The sequence below is a fragment of the Asaia krungthepensis NRIC 0535 genome (genome assembly GCF_025995175.1).
GTDB lineage: Bacteria > Pseudomonadota > Alphaproteobacteria > Acetobacterales > Acetobacteraceae > Asaia > Asaia krungthepensis.
Map to the genome: position 1 here is coordinate 111219 of NZ_BAPV01000061.1, position 18992 is coordinate 130210.

The window sequence follows — 18992 nt, forward strand, 5'->3', positions numbered from 1 at the left end:
TGATGAGCCCCCTCCCTTCCGAAATTGCCACAAGCTACCTGAAGCGTCCGGTCCCCTGAACAGGACCGGGCGCTTTTTGCTTTGGAGAGCCCCGTCTCAGGCTTGGGCGTCACGGTCTGCACTATGGTTGCGCCGCCCCTCCCTCACCGCAGACGATTATGCCATGCTGCCGGCATCATTCCCCCGTCAGACTGGATGCCTCATGCTTCGTCGCTCCTTTCTCCGCTCAAGCCTGATTGCCGGTGCGGCATGGAGCGCAAGTTCTCCATCTGTTTTTGCCGCATCGAAGGGACGGGTTGGCGAATCGAACAGTCTGACCGATGTGGGCGGACTGCGCGTGGGGCAGGCGCAGGACAGCCGGGTTCGCACGGGCGTGACCGTCATCCTGCCCGATATGCCCTGCCCCTGCGCCGTGGATGTGCGGGGCGGTGGACCGGGGACGCGTGAAACTGATGCGCTGAATGGCTGGAACCTGGTGCATCGCATCGATGCCCTCACCCTTTCAGGTGGGTCGGTTTACGGGCTGGCGGCCGCCGATGGCGTTGCGGCATGGCTGGGGGCCAGAGGCAGGGGTTTTGCCATGCGCAGCCAGAAAGATGTTCCACCCTCTCCCATCGTTCCGGCGGCCATTCTCTATGACCTCGATAATGGTGGCGACAAGAAGTGGGGCGAAACACCCCCTTATCATGCGCTTGGCATGGAGGCTGTGAGCCACGCTGCAACGAATGTCACCCTGGGCACGGCTGGCGCCGGATACGGCGCCATGGCCGGACGTCTGAAAGGGGGGATCGGCTCCGCCTCGTGGGTTACACCCGAGGGGTATACCGTGGGTGCGATCGTGGCCACGAATAGTCTTGGCGCTGTGACCCCGCCCCATGACCGGCGATTCTGGGCGGCCCCGTTCGAACAGGGGCAGGAATTCGGGGGCTTGGGCGTCTCGACTGCCAGAGTCGCGCCGGATGACTGGACCGGCACGAAGCTGGATCCCGGGCCGCGCGCCAACACGACTCTCGCCTGTATCGCCACCGATGCGGAGCTGACGCAGGAAGAGCTCAAACGCATTGCCATGATGGCACAGGATGGGCTGGCTCGCGCCATTCACCCTATTCACTCGCCGTTTGACGGAGACACGGTTTTCGCCCTGGCCACGGGAAGAAAATCTGTCGCGGCCGAAGGACGCGCGCTGCTTGTGGCGCATCTGGGCAGTGTGGCCGCTGACGTCCTGTCGCGTGCTGTGGCGCGTGGCGTCTATCTGGCCACCCAGCCACCCGGCATGAAGGCCACCTTGTGGTCGAGCCTGAAAGACTCGCCCTGAAATTCTCCCCCGCATGATACTGCGCGGGCCTCGGTGGCAGACAAATGGGCCGGTATGATCCGATTGCCTCGCTATCCCGTGCCAGTTCGGGAGGCCGCGGGGGCAGGCGGCTCCCTGAGCCTCGAGTCACCGTCCTGCAGGCATCGTTCCAGACCTGCGCCTCAGGGAAAACGGACATTCCCGAAACCCATATCGCGCGCGTAGACTTCAGGCCCCAGCCTCGGCGTCCCGCCCCTGTCCGGTGAGGCGGGGGCGATCACGTTGGGGTCAACGGGGCTCGCAAGCCGGGGGCGCTTGTGGTTCACTCCTCGCCCGCGATGACTGGCGAAACCGCGTGTGCCACAGTGCCAGGAGACCGTTCATGAACAAGTCGCTATCCGTTGCCCTGAGCGGGCAGGATCTGCTCAACCATCCTTTCCTCAACAAGGGGCTTGCTTTCACCCCGGAAGAGCGCGACGCGTTCGAACTCCACGGCCTTCTGCCACGAGCCGTGCAAACCCTCGACCAGCAGGTTGAGGCAGCGCTGAAATTCCTCGACGCCCTCCCCTCACCTTTTGCGCGCCATGTGCATCTGCGCGAATTGCAGGATACGAACGAGACGCTGTTCTACGCCCTGCTGACCCGCAAGATCGAGGCCATGCTGCCTCTGGTTTACACACCGACCGTAGGCGAGGCCTGTCAGCGTTTTTCGGAAATCTGGCGTCGCCCGCGTGGGCTCTTCCTCAGCTATCCCGAGCGCGACTCGATGGAGGACGTGCTCAGCAATCCCGCCTATGACGATGTGCGCGTGATTGTGGTGACGGACGGCGAGCGTATCCTCGGCCTGGGCGATCAGGGGGCGGGTGGCATGGGTATCCCCATCGGCAAGCTCTCACTCTACACCACCTGCGCAGGGATCTCACCCGATCAGACCCTGCCGATCGTGCTCGATACCGGCACCAATAACCAGGACCTGCTGCAAAACCCGGCCTATATTGGCTGGCGTCACGAACGCATACGCGGTGCCGAATACGACGCCTTCATCGAGCGCTTCGTCACCGCCGTTCAGACACGCTGGCCCCATGTGGCCCTGCACTGGGAAGATTTCAGCGGCGCCAATGCCGCCCCCATTCTCGATCGCTATCGCGACCGGCTCTGCACCTTCAATGACGACATCCAGGGTACGGCGGCCGTTACCACTGCCGCTATTCTGAGCGCCAATGCCGCGCATGACGGCAAGCTGAAGGACGAGACCATCGTCATGCTCGGCGCGGGCTCTGCGGGTGTGGGCATTGCCAAGCTGCTGCTTCAGGTCATGCTCGATGAAGGCGCGAGCGAGGAAGACGCTCTGGCCCGCTTCTACATGCTCGATCAGGACGGGCTCCTGCTCGACGGGCGCGACGGGCTGAATGACGGACAGGCGCTGTTTGCCCGCAAGGACTGGGGAGATCGTTCACCCGATTTCGAGACGGTCATTAGCGAAACGAAGGCCAGCATCCTGATTGGCGTTTCCGGCGTGAAGGGACTTTTCAGCGAGAAAATCGTGCGGGAGATGGCCAAAAACTGCAAGCGTCCGATCATCTTCCCGCTCTCCAACCCCACCTCGCATTCCGAGGCCACGCCCGAAGACATCATGACCTGGTCGGATGAACGTGCTCTGGTCAGCACCGGCAGCCCCTTTCCGCCGCTGGACCTGAAGGGCCGCACCCATCGCGTGGACCAGACCAACAACGCCTATATCTTCCCTGGGCTCGGGCTCTGCCTGCTTGCCACCGGTGCAACCCGCGTGACGGACTCCATGTTCATGGCCGCGGCCCGTGGCCTCGCTTCGCTTTCACCGCTGCGCAGCAACCCGGATGGCAATCTGCTGCCTCCGGTCACGCAATTGCGCAAGGTCGCCCTTGCCGTGGCGGAAGCCGCGGCCAGACAGGCGCGCGAAGATGGCGTATGTCATGCGTTCAGCGACGATGAACTGCATCACCGCATCCAGTCCATCGTCTGGACGCCCGATTATTGTACTTATGAGAAGATCTGACATGAGCGATACACGGATCGAGAGCGACGGCCTCGGCGAAATCGAAATTCAGGCCGACAAGCTCTGGGGCGCGCAAACGCAGCGCTCTCTTCATTATTTCAGCATCGGCCGCGAGCTGATGCCGCGCGAGATGATCGAGGCCTATGCCATCGTCAAGCGCGCCTGTGCGAGCGCCAACCATCAGAGCGGCCGTCTGGGCGAGACCCAATACAAGCTGATCACCACAGTCTGCGATGAAATCCTGGCCGGTCAGCATGCCGACATGTTCCCGCTTCATGTCTGGATGACCGGCTCAGGCACGCAGTTCAACATGAACATCAACGAGGTCATTTCGAACCGCGCCTGCCAGCTTTCCGGCGAGGCGCTGGGCAGCAAGCGCCCGGTTCATCCCAATGACCACGTCAACATGTCTCAGTCCTCCAACGACAATTTCCCCACCGCCATGCATGTGGCGGTCGTGCTCGGCAGCCGTCGCAGGCTGATCCCGGCCCTGACCCGTCTGGCGGAATCCATTGAGGCCAAGGCCGAAGAGTGGAAGGATATCGTCAAGATTGGCCGCACCCATATGCAGGATGCCGTGCCGGTCACGCTGGGTCAGGAATTCCACGGCTATGCGGGAATGCTGCGCGAGAACATCGCCCGTATTCAGGAAGCCGAGAAGGGTCTCTACCCCCTCGCCCTTGGCGGCACCGCGCTTGGCACCGGCATCAACACCGATGCCCCCTTTGCCGGTCGCGCCTGCGCCGAAATTGCCCGCCTGAGCGATGCCGCCTTCATCAGCGGTGAAAACAAGTTCGCCCTGCAAGGCGCGCATGATGCGCTCGTGCATTTCTCTGGCGCGCTGCGCACCACGGCAGGCGCACTTTACAAGATCGCCAACGATATCCGCCTGCTTTCCTGCGGCCCGCGCGCCGGTTTTGCCGAGCTGCACCTGCCGGAAAACGAGCCCGGCTCGTCCATCATGCCCGGCAAGGTCAACCCGACCCAGGCCGAAGCGCTGGCCATGCTGGCCGTGCAGGTGATGGCTAATGACGTGGCGGTTGGGTTCGGCGGCGCCGGTGGCCTACTGGAAATGAACGTCTACAAGCCGCTCATCATCCAGAACATCATGCAGAGCATCACCCTGCTGCATGACGGCAGCGAGAACTTTCGCACCTTCCTGATTGAAGGCACCACCCCGAACCTCGCCCGCATCGAGCGCTATGTGGCAGAGTCCGTCATGCTGGTAACGGCCCTCGCCCCCACAATCGGCTACGACACAGCCTCAAAGGTCGCGCATCACGCCATGGATCATGACTGCACGCTGAAGGAAGCCGCTCTGGCTCTGAACGCGGTCAGCGAAGCCGATTTCGACCGCCTGGTCGACCCGCGCACCATGCTGGCACCGAATTTGAAGGGAAAGTAAGGGTAAGCGGGGCTCTGCCCCACCCCCCGGAAAGGGGCGGAGGCCCCTTTCATCCCGCAGATGATTTGCACTGAATTATCAGCATCAAGGTAAGGCATGTTAAATACCAGATTCAGCTTCACATCTTACGGAATATTTCCTCTTGCTTCTCAAGATTTTTGAATAAATTCCCAGGATAACTATCCGGAAAAATCCTTTCTACCAGTTCAAATAGGGAGGCGACCTTCCTCTCGACCGTATGTGAGATGGTGCCCAGAAGATTGTCACCACCCATATCTGCACCTAAGTCTTCGAACACACTGAACAAGATAAATCGGTTTGCGTGCACCGCTACGAGCCTCGCCCTCCCCTCGAGAGATTTAATCATCTCTTCTAACGCAGCATCTACTGCTCGACTTATCTGTACTATCCTCCACAGCCTCTCCGCGGAGGTATCTTCATTAAAGAGCTTAGTATAGGGCTCTTTTTTGGTGTTTTCCCACAAACCACTAATATATCGCTTCGCTGAAACGGCGAGACGAAGCTCTCCCGATGCACAAGCTGCCGCGACGGTCGCTTCTCGTACCGTGAAACCTTCATCAACGCTAGGATCTTTATCCCCCCGACGATAGGTGTAGACCAATCCCAGTTGGTTGGCCTCCCTACGAATCCTATCTTGATTAGGATCAGCAGCTACAAAATCGATAGGACTCAGATCGTTCTGCGTGTTGTTTGCTGTTGTTACGTCCGTAGCAAAGTTCTCAGGTGTCCCCGCGAGTGAAATTATCCTCAGGTGAACGAATATATCATCTAAATTTGCCCCCTCATTCTTTGCTCGTGCCAAAGATGAGACTGTTTGAGCTCCATTGATAATGCTAATCTTATTAACGTCGAATACGCCGCTATCTGTATTATTTGCGCCAACCGGCTGCTTCTGCACATCTTCACATATTGCGGTTATACCGTTATTAAAATACCAAAAACTTAAAGGATCATCACTGGCCGTCTGCCTAATCCCATCGTTGACATCAGACTTCTCGATACCGAACCTGAGATTTTCAGCAAATAATTTATCTCGATTCTTCTCGAACCATGACACGACTTCAGTTGCAGCAATCGCACCGTAGACTGATCTGTATGGCTTCTCGATGATACCCCAGTTTCTAAGCATTAATGTAAGATTAATATTTTCAGGGCGAGTACGTGAACGCGCCGTCTCACGAGCTTCTCGGAGAGTAAATTGCTCAAAGCGCGCAAGCTCACCATACCTGTTGACCTCCTGGAGGTACTCGTCCTTAGCTCTAATAATATCGTCCGAGAGTGTCATCTCGCTATTATGGCAAAATATTATAACGATTTCCGTGTCTATATCCCGTAGATTTTTCTCTATTTTTTCACGGTGATTATGTAAGTTTCTATTTTTTTCATCCCATACTAAATTTATTACCCTTTTCACACCATCCCTGAAGCGCGTAAATTCCGAAAGCTCTACACCTTTCCTGGTATTCCTCAGCCATTTCGACTGCACTAAATATATTTTCTTATGGGACTCACTGACATAAATTGCATCTATACCGTCATCCTCCCCCCCATCGGTGATAGACCCTGCTGAATCGGACACGTTCGCATCTGACAAATTCAGTAGTGCCAACGCCGCATATGCGCGGGTCAGAAAACGCTGTTCAATGGCCTGATCATCCATTCCGCCTTGCCGGTTCACCACGATAAGATCGTCGAAAATTTGATGTAATCGCCCGGAAATCTGCTCTGAAATAATTTGCGACTGCTGCCGATCTTCTTCTGACATGTCTTCGCTCCGTATGTTGCATCGTCAATAGAACGTCATTTTGACTTGATGTGAAGACAAAATTTCGTATTTTCAAAAAATTGAGAACATATGACATTCAGATGTTTAATTAATCTTATCATAAATAGAAAAATATGCGCTTCACTCTGCAAATTGCTCCCTACGATCTGCAGCATTCTCCACAATATCGACACAAGTTTGGTATCGTATGAAATCTGATATCCGTTAGTAATAAATTCAAGATGATTTCACATTTGCTTTATGATATGTTGGCACACTGAATGCGTATATTCAAGGTGTTTATTATTGTTATTCTCAAGAAGAGCCTCGCATTTACAATAATGTATTCTATTCTATATTGTATTCCGACCCTTTAAATCGCTCTCGTGTCACTATATTTTACAGAAACTTGCGCACAGTGGTGCCCCATGATGTAAATCAAAATATTACGACAGTCACCTAGGTCATATGGCCTGTCTAGACACGCAAGTTTCCCCGCCCATTGCAGTAATACGATTTCATTCTCTCGTCCCTCATTTCGTATCTATCCCCCCCTTCCGAGATTGTTATACTGTTCCAAACTTGAAAGGACTTTGCATGTCTCGCAAGACTCTTGTTGCGGCGTTGCTGGCTTCGGCCTGCTTCGCCCTGCCCCTTCTTCCCGCCGCTCATGCGGCTGAGCCCGCCAAGAGCGAGGCGCCGAAGGAGGGATTGGCGGCGCTGCTGCCTGCGGATTCCATCACCAAGCATCATCTGACCGCAGGCGGGCAGAGCATTGCCTATACCGCCCATGCGGGCACGGTCACGCTGCGTGACAAGGAGGGTAAACCCTCCGCCAAGGTTTTCTACGTGGCCTATACCAAGGACGGGGCGAATGCCCAGACGCGCCCGGTGTCGTTCTTCTTCAATGGCGGCCCCGGCGCAGGCACGGCCTATCTGAATCTCGGTGCGGCGGGTCCGCGCGTGCTGCAATTCCCGGCGGATCATCCGGAAGATGGCGCGCGCGCCCATCTGGCCGACAACCCGGATAGCTGGCTGCCCGCCACCGACATGGTATTCATCGATGCCGTGGGCACGGGGTATTCGCAGCCGACCGACCCGAAAAAGGCCGCCGAGCAATTTTATAGCGTGACCAAGGATGGCGAGGCTTTCGCCAAGGCCATTACGCTCTGGGTTGGTGAAAACGGGCGTCAGGGCTCGCCGCATTATCTGGTGGGCGAGAGCTATGGCGGCATTCGCTCGGCACAGGTGGCCGATGCATTGCAGCAGCAGCAGAATCTTATCGTGAATGGCATCGTGATGATCTCACCCGCCATCCAGATGCAGTTTCTGGACAACACGAACAACCCGATGGCCTCGGCCATGGCGCTGCCCACCTTCATTGCCTCGCATCTGTCGCAAACCGGCAAACTAACACCGCAGGCGGTGGATGAAGCCTATCACTATGCGCTCGGCCCGTATCTGACCACCATCGCCAATGCCCCACCCAAGGGCGATGACGCGAAGAAATTCTATACCGATCTCGCCGCCCGCACCGGCCTGCCGGTGGATGTCATCACCAAGGAAATGGGTGAGCCCAACCCATTCGCCCATGATGTGCGCAGCCGCGATGGCCGCCTGTACGGCATTTACGACTTCACCCAGTCGATCCCTGACCCGTACGCCGATGGCATCGAGAACGGTCAGAGCCCGGAAATGACGCTGTCCGGCTTCGGTCGCGCCTATGGCAATGCCTATAGCGGCTATCTGGCCAATGAACTCGGCTACAAGACCGACCTCACCTATGATCTGCTGAGCATGGAAGTGAACGGCGCCTGGAAATTCACCAGCTCCGGCTCACAGCTGACCGATCAGGTCGGTATCCTGCGCAAGATGCTGGCGCTCGACCCCAGCCTGCATATCTTCATTGCCAATGGCTATTTCGACATGGCCTGCCCGTTCGGCACCACGCGCTGGACCAAGGACCATATCCCGGTCGGGGCCGATCGTATTGCGCTGCACCTCTATGAAGGCGGCCATATGCTCTACACCCGCCCCGCCAGCCGCGCTGCGCTCACGCGTGACGTTTCGGCATTTTATAACGACACGTCGAAGTAAGACGGTCGAGCACGGGGTTTGTATGCCCCGTGCCTTGGCGGGGTGTTACCCCGCACCCCGGAAAGGGGCGAAAGCCCCTTCCCTCCCGTTTCAGAAGAAACCGAGTTTCGTCTCGCTGTAGCTGACAAGCAGGTTTTTTGTCTGCTGGTAGTGGTCGAGCAGCATCTTGTGCGTCTCGCGGCCAATGCCAGATTTCTTGTAGCCGCCGAAGGCCGCATGGGCGGGATAGGCGTGGTAGCAATTGATCCACACACGTCCCGCCTGAATACCGCGCCCCATGCGGTAGCAGATATTGGCGTCGCGGCTCCATACGCCCGCACCCAGACCGAATTCCGTATCATTGGCGATGGCCAGCGCTTCTTCCTCGGTCTTGAAGGTCGTCACCGCCAGAACAGGGCCAAAAATCTCCTCCTGGAAAATCCGCATCTTGTTATTGCCGCGAAACACGGTCGGCTCGATGTAGAAGCCGTCCTTCAGATCGCTCCCCAACTTAGCCTCGTGACCGCCTGTCAAAAGCTGCGCGCCCTCCTCCTTGCCGATGGCAATATAGGACAGGATTTTGTCCTGCTGCATCTGTGAGTTCTGAGCCCCCATCATCGTTGCCGGATCGAGCGGATCTCCCTGCTTGATGGCGCGCACACGCGGCAACACCTTTTCCATGAAGCGCTCATAGATGGACTCATGCACCAGAGCGCGGCTCGGGCAGGAACAGATCTGCCCCTGATTGAGCGCGAACATGGCGAACCCTTCGATCGCCTTGTCGAGGAACCCGTCATCGCGGTCCATCACATCGGCGAAGAAGATATTGGGGGACTTGCCGCCCAGTTCCAGCGTTGCCGGAATCAGGCTTTCGGCGGCTGCATGGGCGATGGTCTTGCCCACGCCGGTCGAGCCGGTAAAGGCCACCTTGGCAATGCGCGGGCTCTTGGCCAGCGCATCTCCCACATCGTGACCTGTGCCATTGACGATATTCAGCACGCCGGGCGGAAACAGATCGCCGATGATGTCGAGCACGACCAGAATACTGGCGGGCGTTGTCTGGGCCGGCTTCATGACCACGCAATTCCCGGCAGCAAGTGCGGGGGCGAGCTTCCAGGCCGCCATCAGGATCGGGAAATTCCACGGGATGATCTGCGCGACCACACCCAGAGGCTCATGAAAGTGATAGGCTACCGTGCTGTCATTGATCTCGCCAAGGCTTCCCTCCTGCGCGCGGATACAGCCGGCAAAATAGCGAAAATGATCGATGGCAAGCGGGATATCGGCATTCAGCGTTTCGCGGATGGGCTTGCCATTATCCCACGTCTCGGCACGCGCAATCAGGTCGAGGTTGGCCTCCATGCGATCCGCTGCCTTGAGCAGAAGCAATGCACGATCGGCCACCGAGGTCCTGCCCCAGGCCTCACGCGCCTCATGAGCAGCATCCAGGGCCAGTTCGATATCGGCGGGGGTAGAATGCGGGACCTGACACAGCACCCGCCCATCGACGGGGGAATGATTATCGACATATTGCCCGGCAACCGGCTCACGCCACTTCCCGCCAATGAAATTGCCATAGCGCTCGCGAAAAGGAGGTGCTGCCTTCGAACCCGTCATGATACCAACCCTTCTCTGATAGGCGGCACCTCTCCTCACACAGCCAGATGGCTACGGGCATTGTGCCGCCAGACCCAAATCACGTGTGAAGGCGACAGGAATTATGTGACCTTTCACATCCGGTCTGAGAGAAACACGTTTCCCGGTTCAGGGGCACTCAACCCCGCGCGAGGTCACCGCTTCGTGACGCTCCCAAGAGACAGGCGCATACAGGCAGGATCTGACAGAGCGCCCCGGAGCGTCAGGCAGAAAGGCCTGCGCAGGCGGCCCGAGTCTCTTCCATCCGGCGGCGTCAGGAGCCAGCGAGCACGGGCGGCGCAAAGCGGCGGTTTTCAAGCACGGGCAGCGCCTCCCTGACAGCACGGAGGTGATCCCGGTCGAACTCCCCGAAAACCAGTCCGGGCGTAGCCCCTCTGGCCGCCATGACCACACCGAGCGGGTCGATCATCATGCTGTTGCCGATATTCTGTTTGCCGCATTCCCCCGCACCGAGCACGTAGCACGTGTTCTCAAGCGCCCGCGCGGCCAGCATGATCTCCCAATGGCGCTCCTTGCCCGGCCCACGCAGCCAGGCGGCGGGTACCGCAATCATCTCCGCTCCCGAGAGCGCCAGATAACGCGCCATTTCCGGAAAACGCACATCATAGCAGGTCATGACCCCGATCTTCACACCCCCGATCGTCAGCACCGGGGGCAGATCGTGACCCGGAGCGATAAGCCGGGATTCCTGCATCGAAAACGCATCGTAGAGATGGAGCTTGCGATAGGCGTGCAGAATGATCCCGTCACGCATCACAACCAGCGTATTGAAAAATCGTCCTTCCCCGTCCGGCACGTTCACACAAAAGACCAGCGTGATCCCCCGGCTTGCCTGCAGAAGCCCCGTCGCAAAAGGCCCGTCGAGAGGCTGGGCCGTGCGCAGTACATGGTCCGGATCCGCAGGATCGCGTGCGGCAATACCTTCCGGCAAAACCAGCAGCGCGGCACCTGCCTCACGCGCCTTGTCAGCCATGTCACGCGCAATGGCGAGATTTTCCGCCCAAGATGGGGAAACGGCGAATTGTCCGAGAGCTATGCGCATGATCGTCCCCGCGAGGCTCGTAAAGGCCTGAGCCTAGGGGACAGATCCATGCAACGCCACCGCAAACCGCGCTTGGGTTCTATGATGCCCCCGCCGAGTGTGAAGCCTCAGTTCAGCCCGGCCTCGGCAAGCGTGCTGGAGAGTCTCGCGACGAATGACGCATCCGTATTCCAGCCGGCCTTGGCCGCCGCAACGAGAACAGCCCCGCCGATCGGCGGAAGCCCCGGCTCGCACGGCAAGCCACACTGACGCGAAACGGCCTCGCGCAGTATCTCGCTGCGCATCGTCCCACCCGCATAGCTCCAGGCCAGATCGGGGGCGCCCATCCGGTCGCGCAAGGCGTGAATATGGCGGGCCAGATGACTGGCGGCGTCCTCGAAGATTGCAACCGATACAGCACACCCCTCAGCCGCCAGCCTGCCGATGTCGGCGGCAAGCGCCGCGACAACCGGACGGGGCTCGATCAGATTCGCATACCATTCCTGAAGCGCGGCACCACAAGCTTCCGGCGTGGTCGGCCAGCCCTGCTGCGCTGCGAAACGCGCTACGAAGCCGTCACGATCGGGCATGCGCCCGTCCAGGGATTGAGCCAGACGCGACAAGGCGCAACGCCCAATCCAGTACGCGCTTCCCTCATCGCCGAAAAGACTGCCCCAGCCTCCAACGCGCCCGGTCCGGCCACTGGCATCGAGCCCCCAGGCCATCGACCCCGTACCGGAAAGAAGCAATATGCCCGGACCATTCAGGAAGGCCCCCCGACAGGCCATATCCACGTCATTATGAATCACATGGGGCGCGGAACAGGTGGCGGAAAGCGCCTGTGCGAGTTCGCCACTCAACCGGCCGCTCTCGCCGAACCCCGCCATGCCGAATGCAGCGGCACAGCAATATTCGTCCTGTCCGGCATAGAGCGCGGTAATCACCTCACGCCATTCCGGCACGTCAAAGGGGTTCGATCCTCCGGCCTTGCGCATGACCGCAATCGTGGCATCCGGCCTGACGCGCAGGAGGAGTGTTTTCGTGCCGCCGCCATCGACGGCGACTATGTCGGTTTTCTGCACGTGGTTCCCGTCTTCAGACCATTGAAACGCGCCCGGACATTCCCCGGGCGCCAATAAGGAGTCAAGTCCATACCGTCTCAGGCTGTCACGACGTCAAAGCCCCGTAGACAGCGAGACAAGCGCCGCAAAATTACCACCCACCAGATAGATGGGCGACCCCGCCTTGGTCTGGTTTCCATAGATACCGGTACGCGACTGCGCGCTGGTAACGAAGCTCGCCGGTGCCGAACGATAGATGTTATTGCCGATATTCACCAGATTGAGCTGGATTTTCGGCCCGTTCAGATGCGGCACATGGGGCAGTCGATAGCCGAGCGTGATGTCTGACACGACATAACCCGGCATGCGCTGGTCGTTCATGAAAGTCGAGAACTGCGAACTGATATAACGCAGACTGAAATTGCCGAAAAACTGCTTGTTATCGTCATAGGCCAGTCCCACAGAGGCCGTGACATGCGGCGTCGCCACCATGGTCTTGCCCGCCGTCGGCAGATAATCGATTACCGATTGCCCTGCGGCATTAGTGGCCGAAACCGGCAGGTTATTATCGGTGGTCGCGTGCAGATACTGCGCAGACACATAGGGGCTGACATGATGCCACGGCTTGAGCCCGAATTCGCCTTGGATACCGCGTATAGTCTCTCCGCCCACATTGATAGGCATCGAAATAAGCGTGTTCGTGCCGGGAATATAGGATGTGGAGCTGACCTGATGATTGGTGAGGTTCATATTGAAAGCCGACACCTGGAAATGGATCAGCGTCCCATTATGGCGATAACCGATTTCCTCACCGATGCCGTATTCACCCTTCAGACTGCCCGGCTGCGATGTTGCCCCGACCGAATTCGGGTCGAAAATCTGGCTGTAGGCCTGCACTGAGGCGGGCGCACGGAAAGAGGTCGTTCCATTGATGTAGATCTGATCCTTGCTTGTCAGGGCGTAACTGACAGCGAGCTGCGGCAGGGGCGCAAAATAATTACGCACGGTCTTGTAGGGATCGGCGCCCGGAACGTCATTTGTACCCTGACGCGACACCATGACCGTACGGAACCCGGCGCTGAGCGTCAGCTTGTCATTCAGCAGCTTGAGCGTGTCGGCGATGAAAAGCGCATTGATCTGCTGCATGAAATTCAGGTTGTAACCGCTCAGCAGCGCACCACCCGGAACGCGGATACCGTAATCCCCGTAGGAATTGGCAGCCTTGCCGGAGAAATCGACCGTTGAAAACGTCGAATGCTCCTCATGGCTGGCATAGGAATACCAGTAACCGCCCGAGAGGGTATTATGCCCCGATGTCCAGTCCAGTGAGGTATTGACCGCGCCGACCTTCTGGTTCCAGGGATCAACCGCGACCGTGGTGATCTTTCCGTTGGTGACATAGGGCTGGTTCAGATTGCCATAGACCTGCGTGCCGAATGTCCCGCCGGATGCGGGAATATTCTCACCCCCGACCGCAGGGCCAAACTGATGCACGTAATAGGGCGTCACGCTCAGCTTCAGCCCCCGCGCCAAGGTGAAATGCATGGGCACCACGACGTCCTCGGAATTGAGATTGCTCAATTGGAGCTTGTAGTAGCTTGCATCGCCGGGGGTGTAGTGATCGCTGTAGGTCAGCCCCTCTCCCCATTGCTTCCACTGGGCCGCAGTTGGCGAACGAAATGGCGTCTGCTCCTGCTTGTTGAAGCCGAAAATCGCCGTGATGGAGTTGTTATCGCCCCATTCCTTCACGAATTTCGCGTCGACGTGATAACGCTTCAGCCCACCGGGACCGCGCCAGTTATTATTGGACTGATGGGAGAAGGAGACAAAACCGCGGATACCGGTACGGCCAATATCGCCCGTATCGAGACGCAGGAATTCCTTGTTCGCGCTCTTGTTGCCGCCCATCAGATTGATGAAGCCCCCGTATTTATGGGACGGGTTCATTGCGGTGGCTGAAATCTGCCCGCCTACCGCGTTGAATGTGGGGGCATTCAGGTCCGGCGAGCCTTGCGACACCGTCACCGATCCAAGATTTTCGGTATCGACCAGCATGGCCGTGTAAGGCTCATAATTGATCGGGTCGGCAAGCGGCGCCCCTTCGAAGAGATAGCCAATCTGGCTCTGGTTCATGCCGCGCATGGTGATGTTGTCACCTGCCGTCGCAAGAGGGCTCTGATTGGCATAAACCACGCCAGGCAAATTGGCGATCATCGAGGAGATATTGCCGGTGGGTGCCTGCTTGGCGATGAAGTCACGCGTCACACCGCTCTGGGAGCGTGGCGCCGTCTGTTTGGGCATCAGCCCGCCGCCCGGGGTCGTATTGCTGGTGCCATCGGCATGACGCCCTGCCGCTTTGACCGAAATCTCCTCGGCCTGCGGGTTGGGTCCCAGTACGGAGCCCTCGGTCGCACTCGCAGCCTTATGCCGGGCGGGCGACTGTTTATGTGTTTTCTGATCGGTTGTGGCTGCCTTGGCGGCAGGAGTCCACATTGAGCAATTCATTGCGATTGCGGAACAGAAAAGAAGAAGATCGCGTCTCACATGGCGCATGGTCAACTCCCGCCGGAAGAATTCGTCAAAGGAATATGAGGCGTGCGAACGACAGGATTTTTATTCCTTCTCCGTATCGTTCCGTCCGCTTTCAAAACGTTAGACGGCAAGTTTTAGGGCTGCAATAGTTTATTCGGAAAAATAAGTATTTTTTGTGAAATTGCCGATTTTTGAGCTGTTTGAGCCTTTTCCCGTCACGTTTCGGTGTCCAAAGAAGCATGATTCTTTAATTTATCTCGATAAACTAAGGGGAAGTTTTTAGAGAGGGGAGAATCGAGTGTTCGAGCGGTATTTTCCCCTACCGCACATAAAAGGATCGTGCCGTCCCATGCGCCTTATCATCATGCCCGACCCGGATATCGCCCTGCGTCTCGCCGCCAGCGAGATCGCCTCGCATATGACCTCGAGCCGTCATCCCGTTCTTGGCCTAGCGACCGGCAGAACAATGGAGGGAGTGTACGGTCATCTCGCCGCACTACACGAGCGAGACGGGCTCGATTTCTCGACGACATCCACATTCAACCTCGACGAATATGTCGGACTGAGCCAGGACGATCCACGGTCCTATCATTATTACATGCACGACCTGCTGTTCCGGCATGTGAATATTGACCCCGCTTCCGTGCACCTCCCTGATGGCATGGGGCAGGATCTGGATGCCGAATGCACCGCCTATGAGGCCGCCATAAGCCGCGCAGGGGGCATCGATCTCCAGCTTCTGGGGATCGGCGATACGGGTCATATCGGATTTAACGAACCGCCCTCCCCTTTCGATACGCGAACACGCTGTGTCACGCTCAACGACAAGACGCGTGAGCAGAATGCCTCGATGTTCGGGGGAGATCCCGCCCAGGTGCCGCATCAGGCTCTCACCATGGGCGTGGGGACCATTCTCGAGGCTCGTCACTTGCTGCTGCTCGCGCTTGGCACGGCCAAGGCAGATATTGTGGCCAAGGCTCTCGAAGGTGAGGTTGGCCCGCAGGTGAGTGCCTCGGCAATCAGGCTCCATGCGCGATGCACGGTCATTCTGGACAAGGCAAGCGCGTCAGGTCTGAGTGAAGCGACGAGGGCCAAAGCGGATTATCGCGCTGCCTGAAAAACAGGCATATTGTCAGGCTCCGGGTGATTGACCCGGAGCCCGGATTATTCAGTGAACCGTTGAAACGAGAGCCTTGATCCCCGGCACGATGGCGATAAGCAATCCTCCCGCCGGTTGAGCGGTATGGTTGGACGCCTCGTGATCGGCGCTCGCACTCCAGGCCGCGTCCTGTTCCGCCAGAAGCTGCGATGCATGATCGTGCCAAGCCCGATCGCGCTGTGCTGTCTGCAATGCCTCAAGACCCAGCATCGAGAGCGCGGCGAGCTGGGCCGAGATCGGCTTCACCTCGTCAATCTCGGGATGGCCGGCGAGTTGCTGGAAGGCGTGGTCATTGCCCGCATAGCGCGCCAGTTTCTCCTGCAGCACTGGAGCCGTGCCACGGTCACCCCCGGCATAACGGGCTGCCATCTCGTTGAATTCGTTGGCCTCGAAACTGTCTGGCGACGCGATAGCTGCCGGCGATGTCAGGATGATATCGCCCTTCTGCCCCGCGAGGCGATTGATCGCATAATTGCGCACAGGCACCGTCACGGCCACAAGCTGCGTCAGCGGCGTAATATTCTCGGGGGTCAGGCTGGCGATCATCCGTGCCTGATGGTCACTCGCCCTCAGGCCGTATGCTTCGAGCGTATTCGTGACGACAGGCAGGCGATGCGCGAGGGAAACAGGGTCCGTGACGGATTGCGCCGACCAGTAGCGCTCTGCCAGAGCCGCAGAACGCGGCCAGAGGCGGGAATCCACCATCTCGTCCGATACGACTTCAGTCCACAAGGGTGCTTCGCCGCCGAGAACAAGCTTCTTCTGTGCCTCGTCGAGCGGCGGTGCATTAGGATCGAGCGTGAAAGCATCGTCCAGCGGTCTGGGCTTGCGGCCGGGCGGGTTGGGCGCCAGTCCATCGGCACGCGTGTCGAACGGATCGACCGCATAATGCTGAGTCGAGGGGTTGAGCAGATCGAGATAGTAACCCGACGACACAACGACCGGGTGGCCCACACGCGTGGCGGTGCCGACCCATTTCGACCCGCGCCACGCCTCCACAACGACATTTTTCGGGATAGGGGCCTCACTCACCTCGTCCCAGCCCATCATGATCTTTCCATCCGCAGCCAGGATCTTCTCGATCTCTGCCGTGAAGGCAGCCTGAAGGGCCGGGGCATCCTTGAATCCATGCGCCTTCATATAGGCAACGATCTCGGGATTATTGTTCCACTGACTGGCCACCACCTCGTCGCCGCCAGTATGAAAATAACGATCAGGAAACAGACCGGCCATTTCTGCAAAAAGAATGCGTGCAAACGCCAGCACCTTCGGACTGGTGGGGTCCATGGCCGGTGTATTGAGATTGGGGTGCTTCGTACAATGCGTTGTGGTTTCGCCATTGCTGGATGCCACATCGCAATCCTGCCGCCAGTCCTGCGTTGTCGGCACAGGCTGTTGTGCTGCGAGGTCCGGATAAGCGGTCAATATCGAGAGCGTATGCCCCGGCACGTCGAATTCCGGGACGATACGAATGCCACGGTCAGCAGCATAGGCAATGATCTCGCGAACCTGATCCTGCGTGTAATACCGGCTATGCCCGCCTAGCTCCTGCAAACGCGGCAGACGCTTGCTCTCGACGCGAAATCCCGTCCCGTCGCTGAGATGCCAGTGCATGACGTTGAGCTTGGTAAGCTCCATGGCATCCAGCTGGCGCTTGATCGTGTCGGTCGACTGGAAATGCCGAGAGACGTCGAACATCAGGCCGCGCCATTTGAACCGTGGCGCATCAACGATGTGAGCCTGCACCAGCGCAGGTTGTGCGCCATGGGTGTCGATCATCTGCAAGAGGGTGGCGAGACCATAAATGACGCCCGCCGGCCCATCGGCATCGAGCATAATCCCCTTGGGTGAGACATCGAGCCTGTAGCCTTCACGCGCATCGAGCGTGAGATAGGCAGGATCCCGTCCGACCCTGATCGTCAGGGGAAGCGCCTTGCCCTTGCCGGAGGAGACGCCCACGGCAGCAAGACGCGCCTCAAAACGCGACACTGCCTTTTTCAGGAGTGAGGAAGGCGCATGCTGCCAGTTGACTTGAGGCAGGGAAGCCAGCGGTATCAATTCCCCGCTCAGCAAGACCTGCGCGGGTTGGGGCATGAAAGCCGGCGTCAGGGCACCTGCCTGAGCGAGAGGAGCTACGGCGCAGCCCGCCAGTAGCGCAACCAGCGCCACGCTGGAGCGCACCATAATCTTGGGCAGGAACATAAGGCCTAATCCTCTTTTCAGAGCGGGTTCTCTCTTGCCGCAGAGCATATCGCCTCGTGCAACCGGATGATCGCCGCAATGGATATCGCTGCGTGTTCCGCTGCGAATCCGAAATGATCCAGTCGCTCATCCTGCACTGCTCCGGGCTCACGGCAAGAGGCATGAAACGAATTCACCCCCGTGAGCTGCATGATATGGGCAACATTTTCCGCTCGCACGCCACTTCCTGCCATGATGCCGATACGTTCCCCTGCCCTTCGACGCAATGCCTGCAGGCAGGCAGTTCCCTCACTCGCCCGGATCGCCTGCCCGGAGGTCAGGATACGCTCGAAACCAAGATCGATGGCCTGTTCGAGCGCCGCAAAAGGATCGGCGATCAGATCGAACACCCTGTGAAGTTGCATCCGCAACGGCCCGCATGAAGCGGTCAGAATGCGAAGCACATCCATGTCGAGCGCCCCTGCTGGCGTCATGGCCCCGAGCACGACGCCAGCAAGACCAGCATCGCGAACGACGGCGATATCATCCAGCATCTGGGTGACTTCTGCTGGCGAGAAGATAAAATTGCCCCCGCGCGGCCGGATCATGACGTACACAGGCACACGCGACCGACGAGCTGCGGTGATAAGCCCCATTGAAGGCGTGAGCCCCCCGAGAGACAGAGCTGCGCACAACTCTATACGAGCCACGCCATCCTGTTGGGCGGCCAGCAGTCCCGCATGGTTAACGACACATATCTCGAGGTCGGTATCCGTCACCGTGCAT

The 18992-nt window shown here is 58.5% G+C and carries 12 protein-coding genes; 5 read left to right on the forward strand and 7 right to left on the reverse strand.

Features of this window, described 5'->3' with window-relative positions; genetic code table 11:
- Positions 1-202 precede the first annotated feature (202 nt).
- The 3 genes from AA0535_RS14805 to AA0535_RS14815 all read left to right on the forward strand — a co-directional run bounded on the left by AA0535_RS14805 (position 203) and on the right by AA0535_RS14815 (position 4734).
- A complete protein-coding gene (locus AA0535_RS14805; RefSeq protein WP_264817427.1) occupies positions 203-1315 on the forward strand; it encodes a P1 family peptidase in 1113 nt (370 codons plus the stop codon).
- Between the two features lie 361 nt (positions 1316-1676).
- Positions 1677-3329: an NAD-dependent malic enzyme gene (locus AA0535_RS14810; protein WP_264817429.1), complete on the forward strand. Its 1653-nt coding sequence runs from the start codon at positions 1677-1679 to the stop codon at positions 3327-3329.
- A gap of 1 nt (position 3330) precedes the next feature.
- On the forward strand, positions 3331-4734 hold the full coding sequence (locus AA0535_RS14815) for a class II fumarate hydratase (protein WP_264817431.1): 1404 nt from the start codon (positions 3331-3333) through the stop codon (positions 4732-4734).
- 118 nt (positions 4735-4852) lie between these two features.
- On the opposite strand, the gene AA0535_RS14820 is transcribed toward AA0535_RS14815, so the two are convergent.
- Positions 4853-6520: an AIPR family protein gene (locus AA0535_RS14820; RefSeq protein ID WP_264817433.1), complete on the reverse strand. Its 1668-nt coding sequence runs from the start codon at positions 6518-6520 to the stop codon at positions 4853-4855.
- 597 nt (positions 6521-7117) lie between these two features.
- On the opposite strand from AA0535_RS14820, the gene AA0535_RS14825 reads away from it, so the two are divergent.
- Complete coding sequence (locus AA0535_RS14825) at positions 7118-8617, forward strand: S10 family peptidase (protein WP_264817434.1); 1500 nt, start codon at positions 7118-7120, stop codon at positions 8615-8617.
- 90 nt (positions 8618-8707) lie between these two features.
- On the opposite strand, the gene exaC is transcribed toward AA0535_RS14825, so the two are convergent.
- From exaC to AA0535_RS14845, 4 genes are all read right to left on the reverse strand, one after another.
- A complete protein-coding gene (exaC, locus tag AA0535_RS14830) occupies positions 8708-10213 on the reverse strand; it encodes an acetaldehyde dehydrogenase ExaC (protein WP_264817435.1) in 1506 nt (501 codons plus the stop codon).
- Positions 10214-10505: 292 nt separating this feature from the next.
- Positions 10506-11294 (reverse strand): deaminated glutathione amidase, encoded by a 789-nt coding sequence (locus AA0535_RS14835; protein WP_264817436.1) that lies wholly within the window; start codon positions 11292-11294, stop codon positions 10506-10508.
- 107 nt (positions 11295-11401) lie between these two features.
- Positions 11402-12355: an N-acetylglucosamine kinase gene (locus tag AA0535_RS14840; RefSeq protein ID WP_264817437.1), complete on the reverse strand. Its 954-nt coding sequence runs from the start codon at positions 12353-12355 to the stop codon at positions 11402-11404.
- Between the two features lie 93 nt (positions 12356-12448).
- Positions 12449-14827 (reverse strand): TonB-dependent receptor, encoded by a 2379-nt coding sequence (locus AA0535_RS14845; RefSeq protein ID WP_264817438.1) that lies wholly within the window; start codon positions 14825-14827, stop codon positions 12449-12451.
- 388 nt (positions 14828-15215) lie between these two features.
- On the opposite strand from AA0535_RS14845, the gene nagB reads away from it, so the two are divergent.
- Entirely contained in the window at positions 15216-15983 is a 768-nt protein-coding gene (gene nagB, locus AA0535_RS14850; protein ID WP_264817439.1) for a glucosamine-6-phosphate deaminase, read from the forward strand.
- A gap of 51 nt (positions 15984-16034) precedes the next feature.
- Here the strand turns inward: nagB and AA0535_RS14855 are convergent, their stop codons facing one another.
- Both AA0535_RS14855 and AA0535_RS14860 read right to left on the reverse strand, forming a co-directional pair.
- Entirely contained in the window at positions 16035-18227 is a 2193-nt protein-coding gene (locus tag AA0535_RS14855; RefSeq protein WP_264817440.1) for a beta-N-acetylhexosaminidase, read from the reverse strand.
- Positions 18228-18244: 17 nt separating this feature from the next.
- The gene (locus AA0535_RS14860) at positions 18245-18985 is read right to left on the reverse strand and encodes a copper homeostasis protein CutC (RefSeq protein WP_264817442.1); all 741 of its coding nucleotides are present in this window, start codon (positions 18983-18985) and stop codon (positions 18245-18247) included.
- Positions 18986-18992 lie beyond the last annotated feature (7 nt).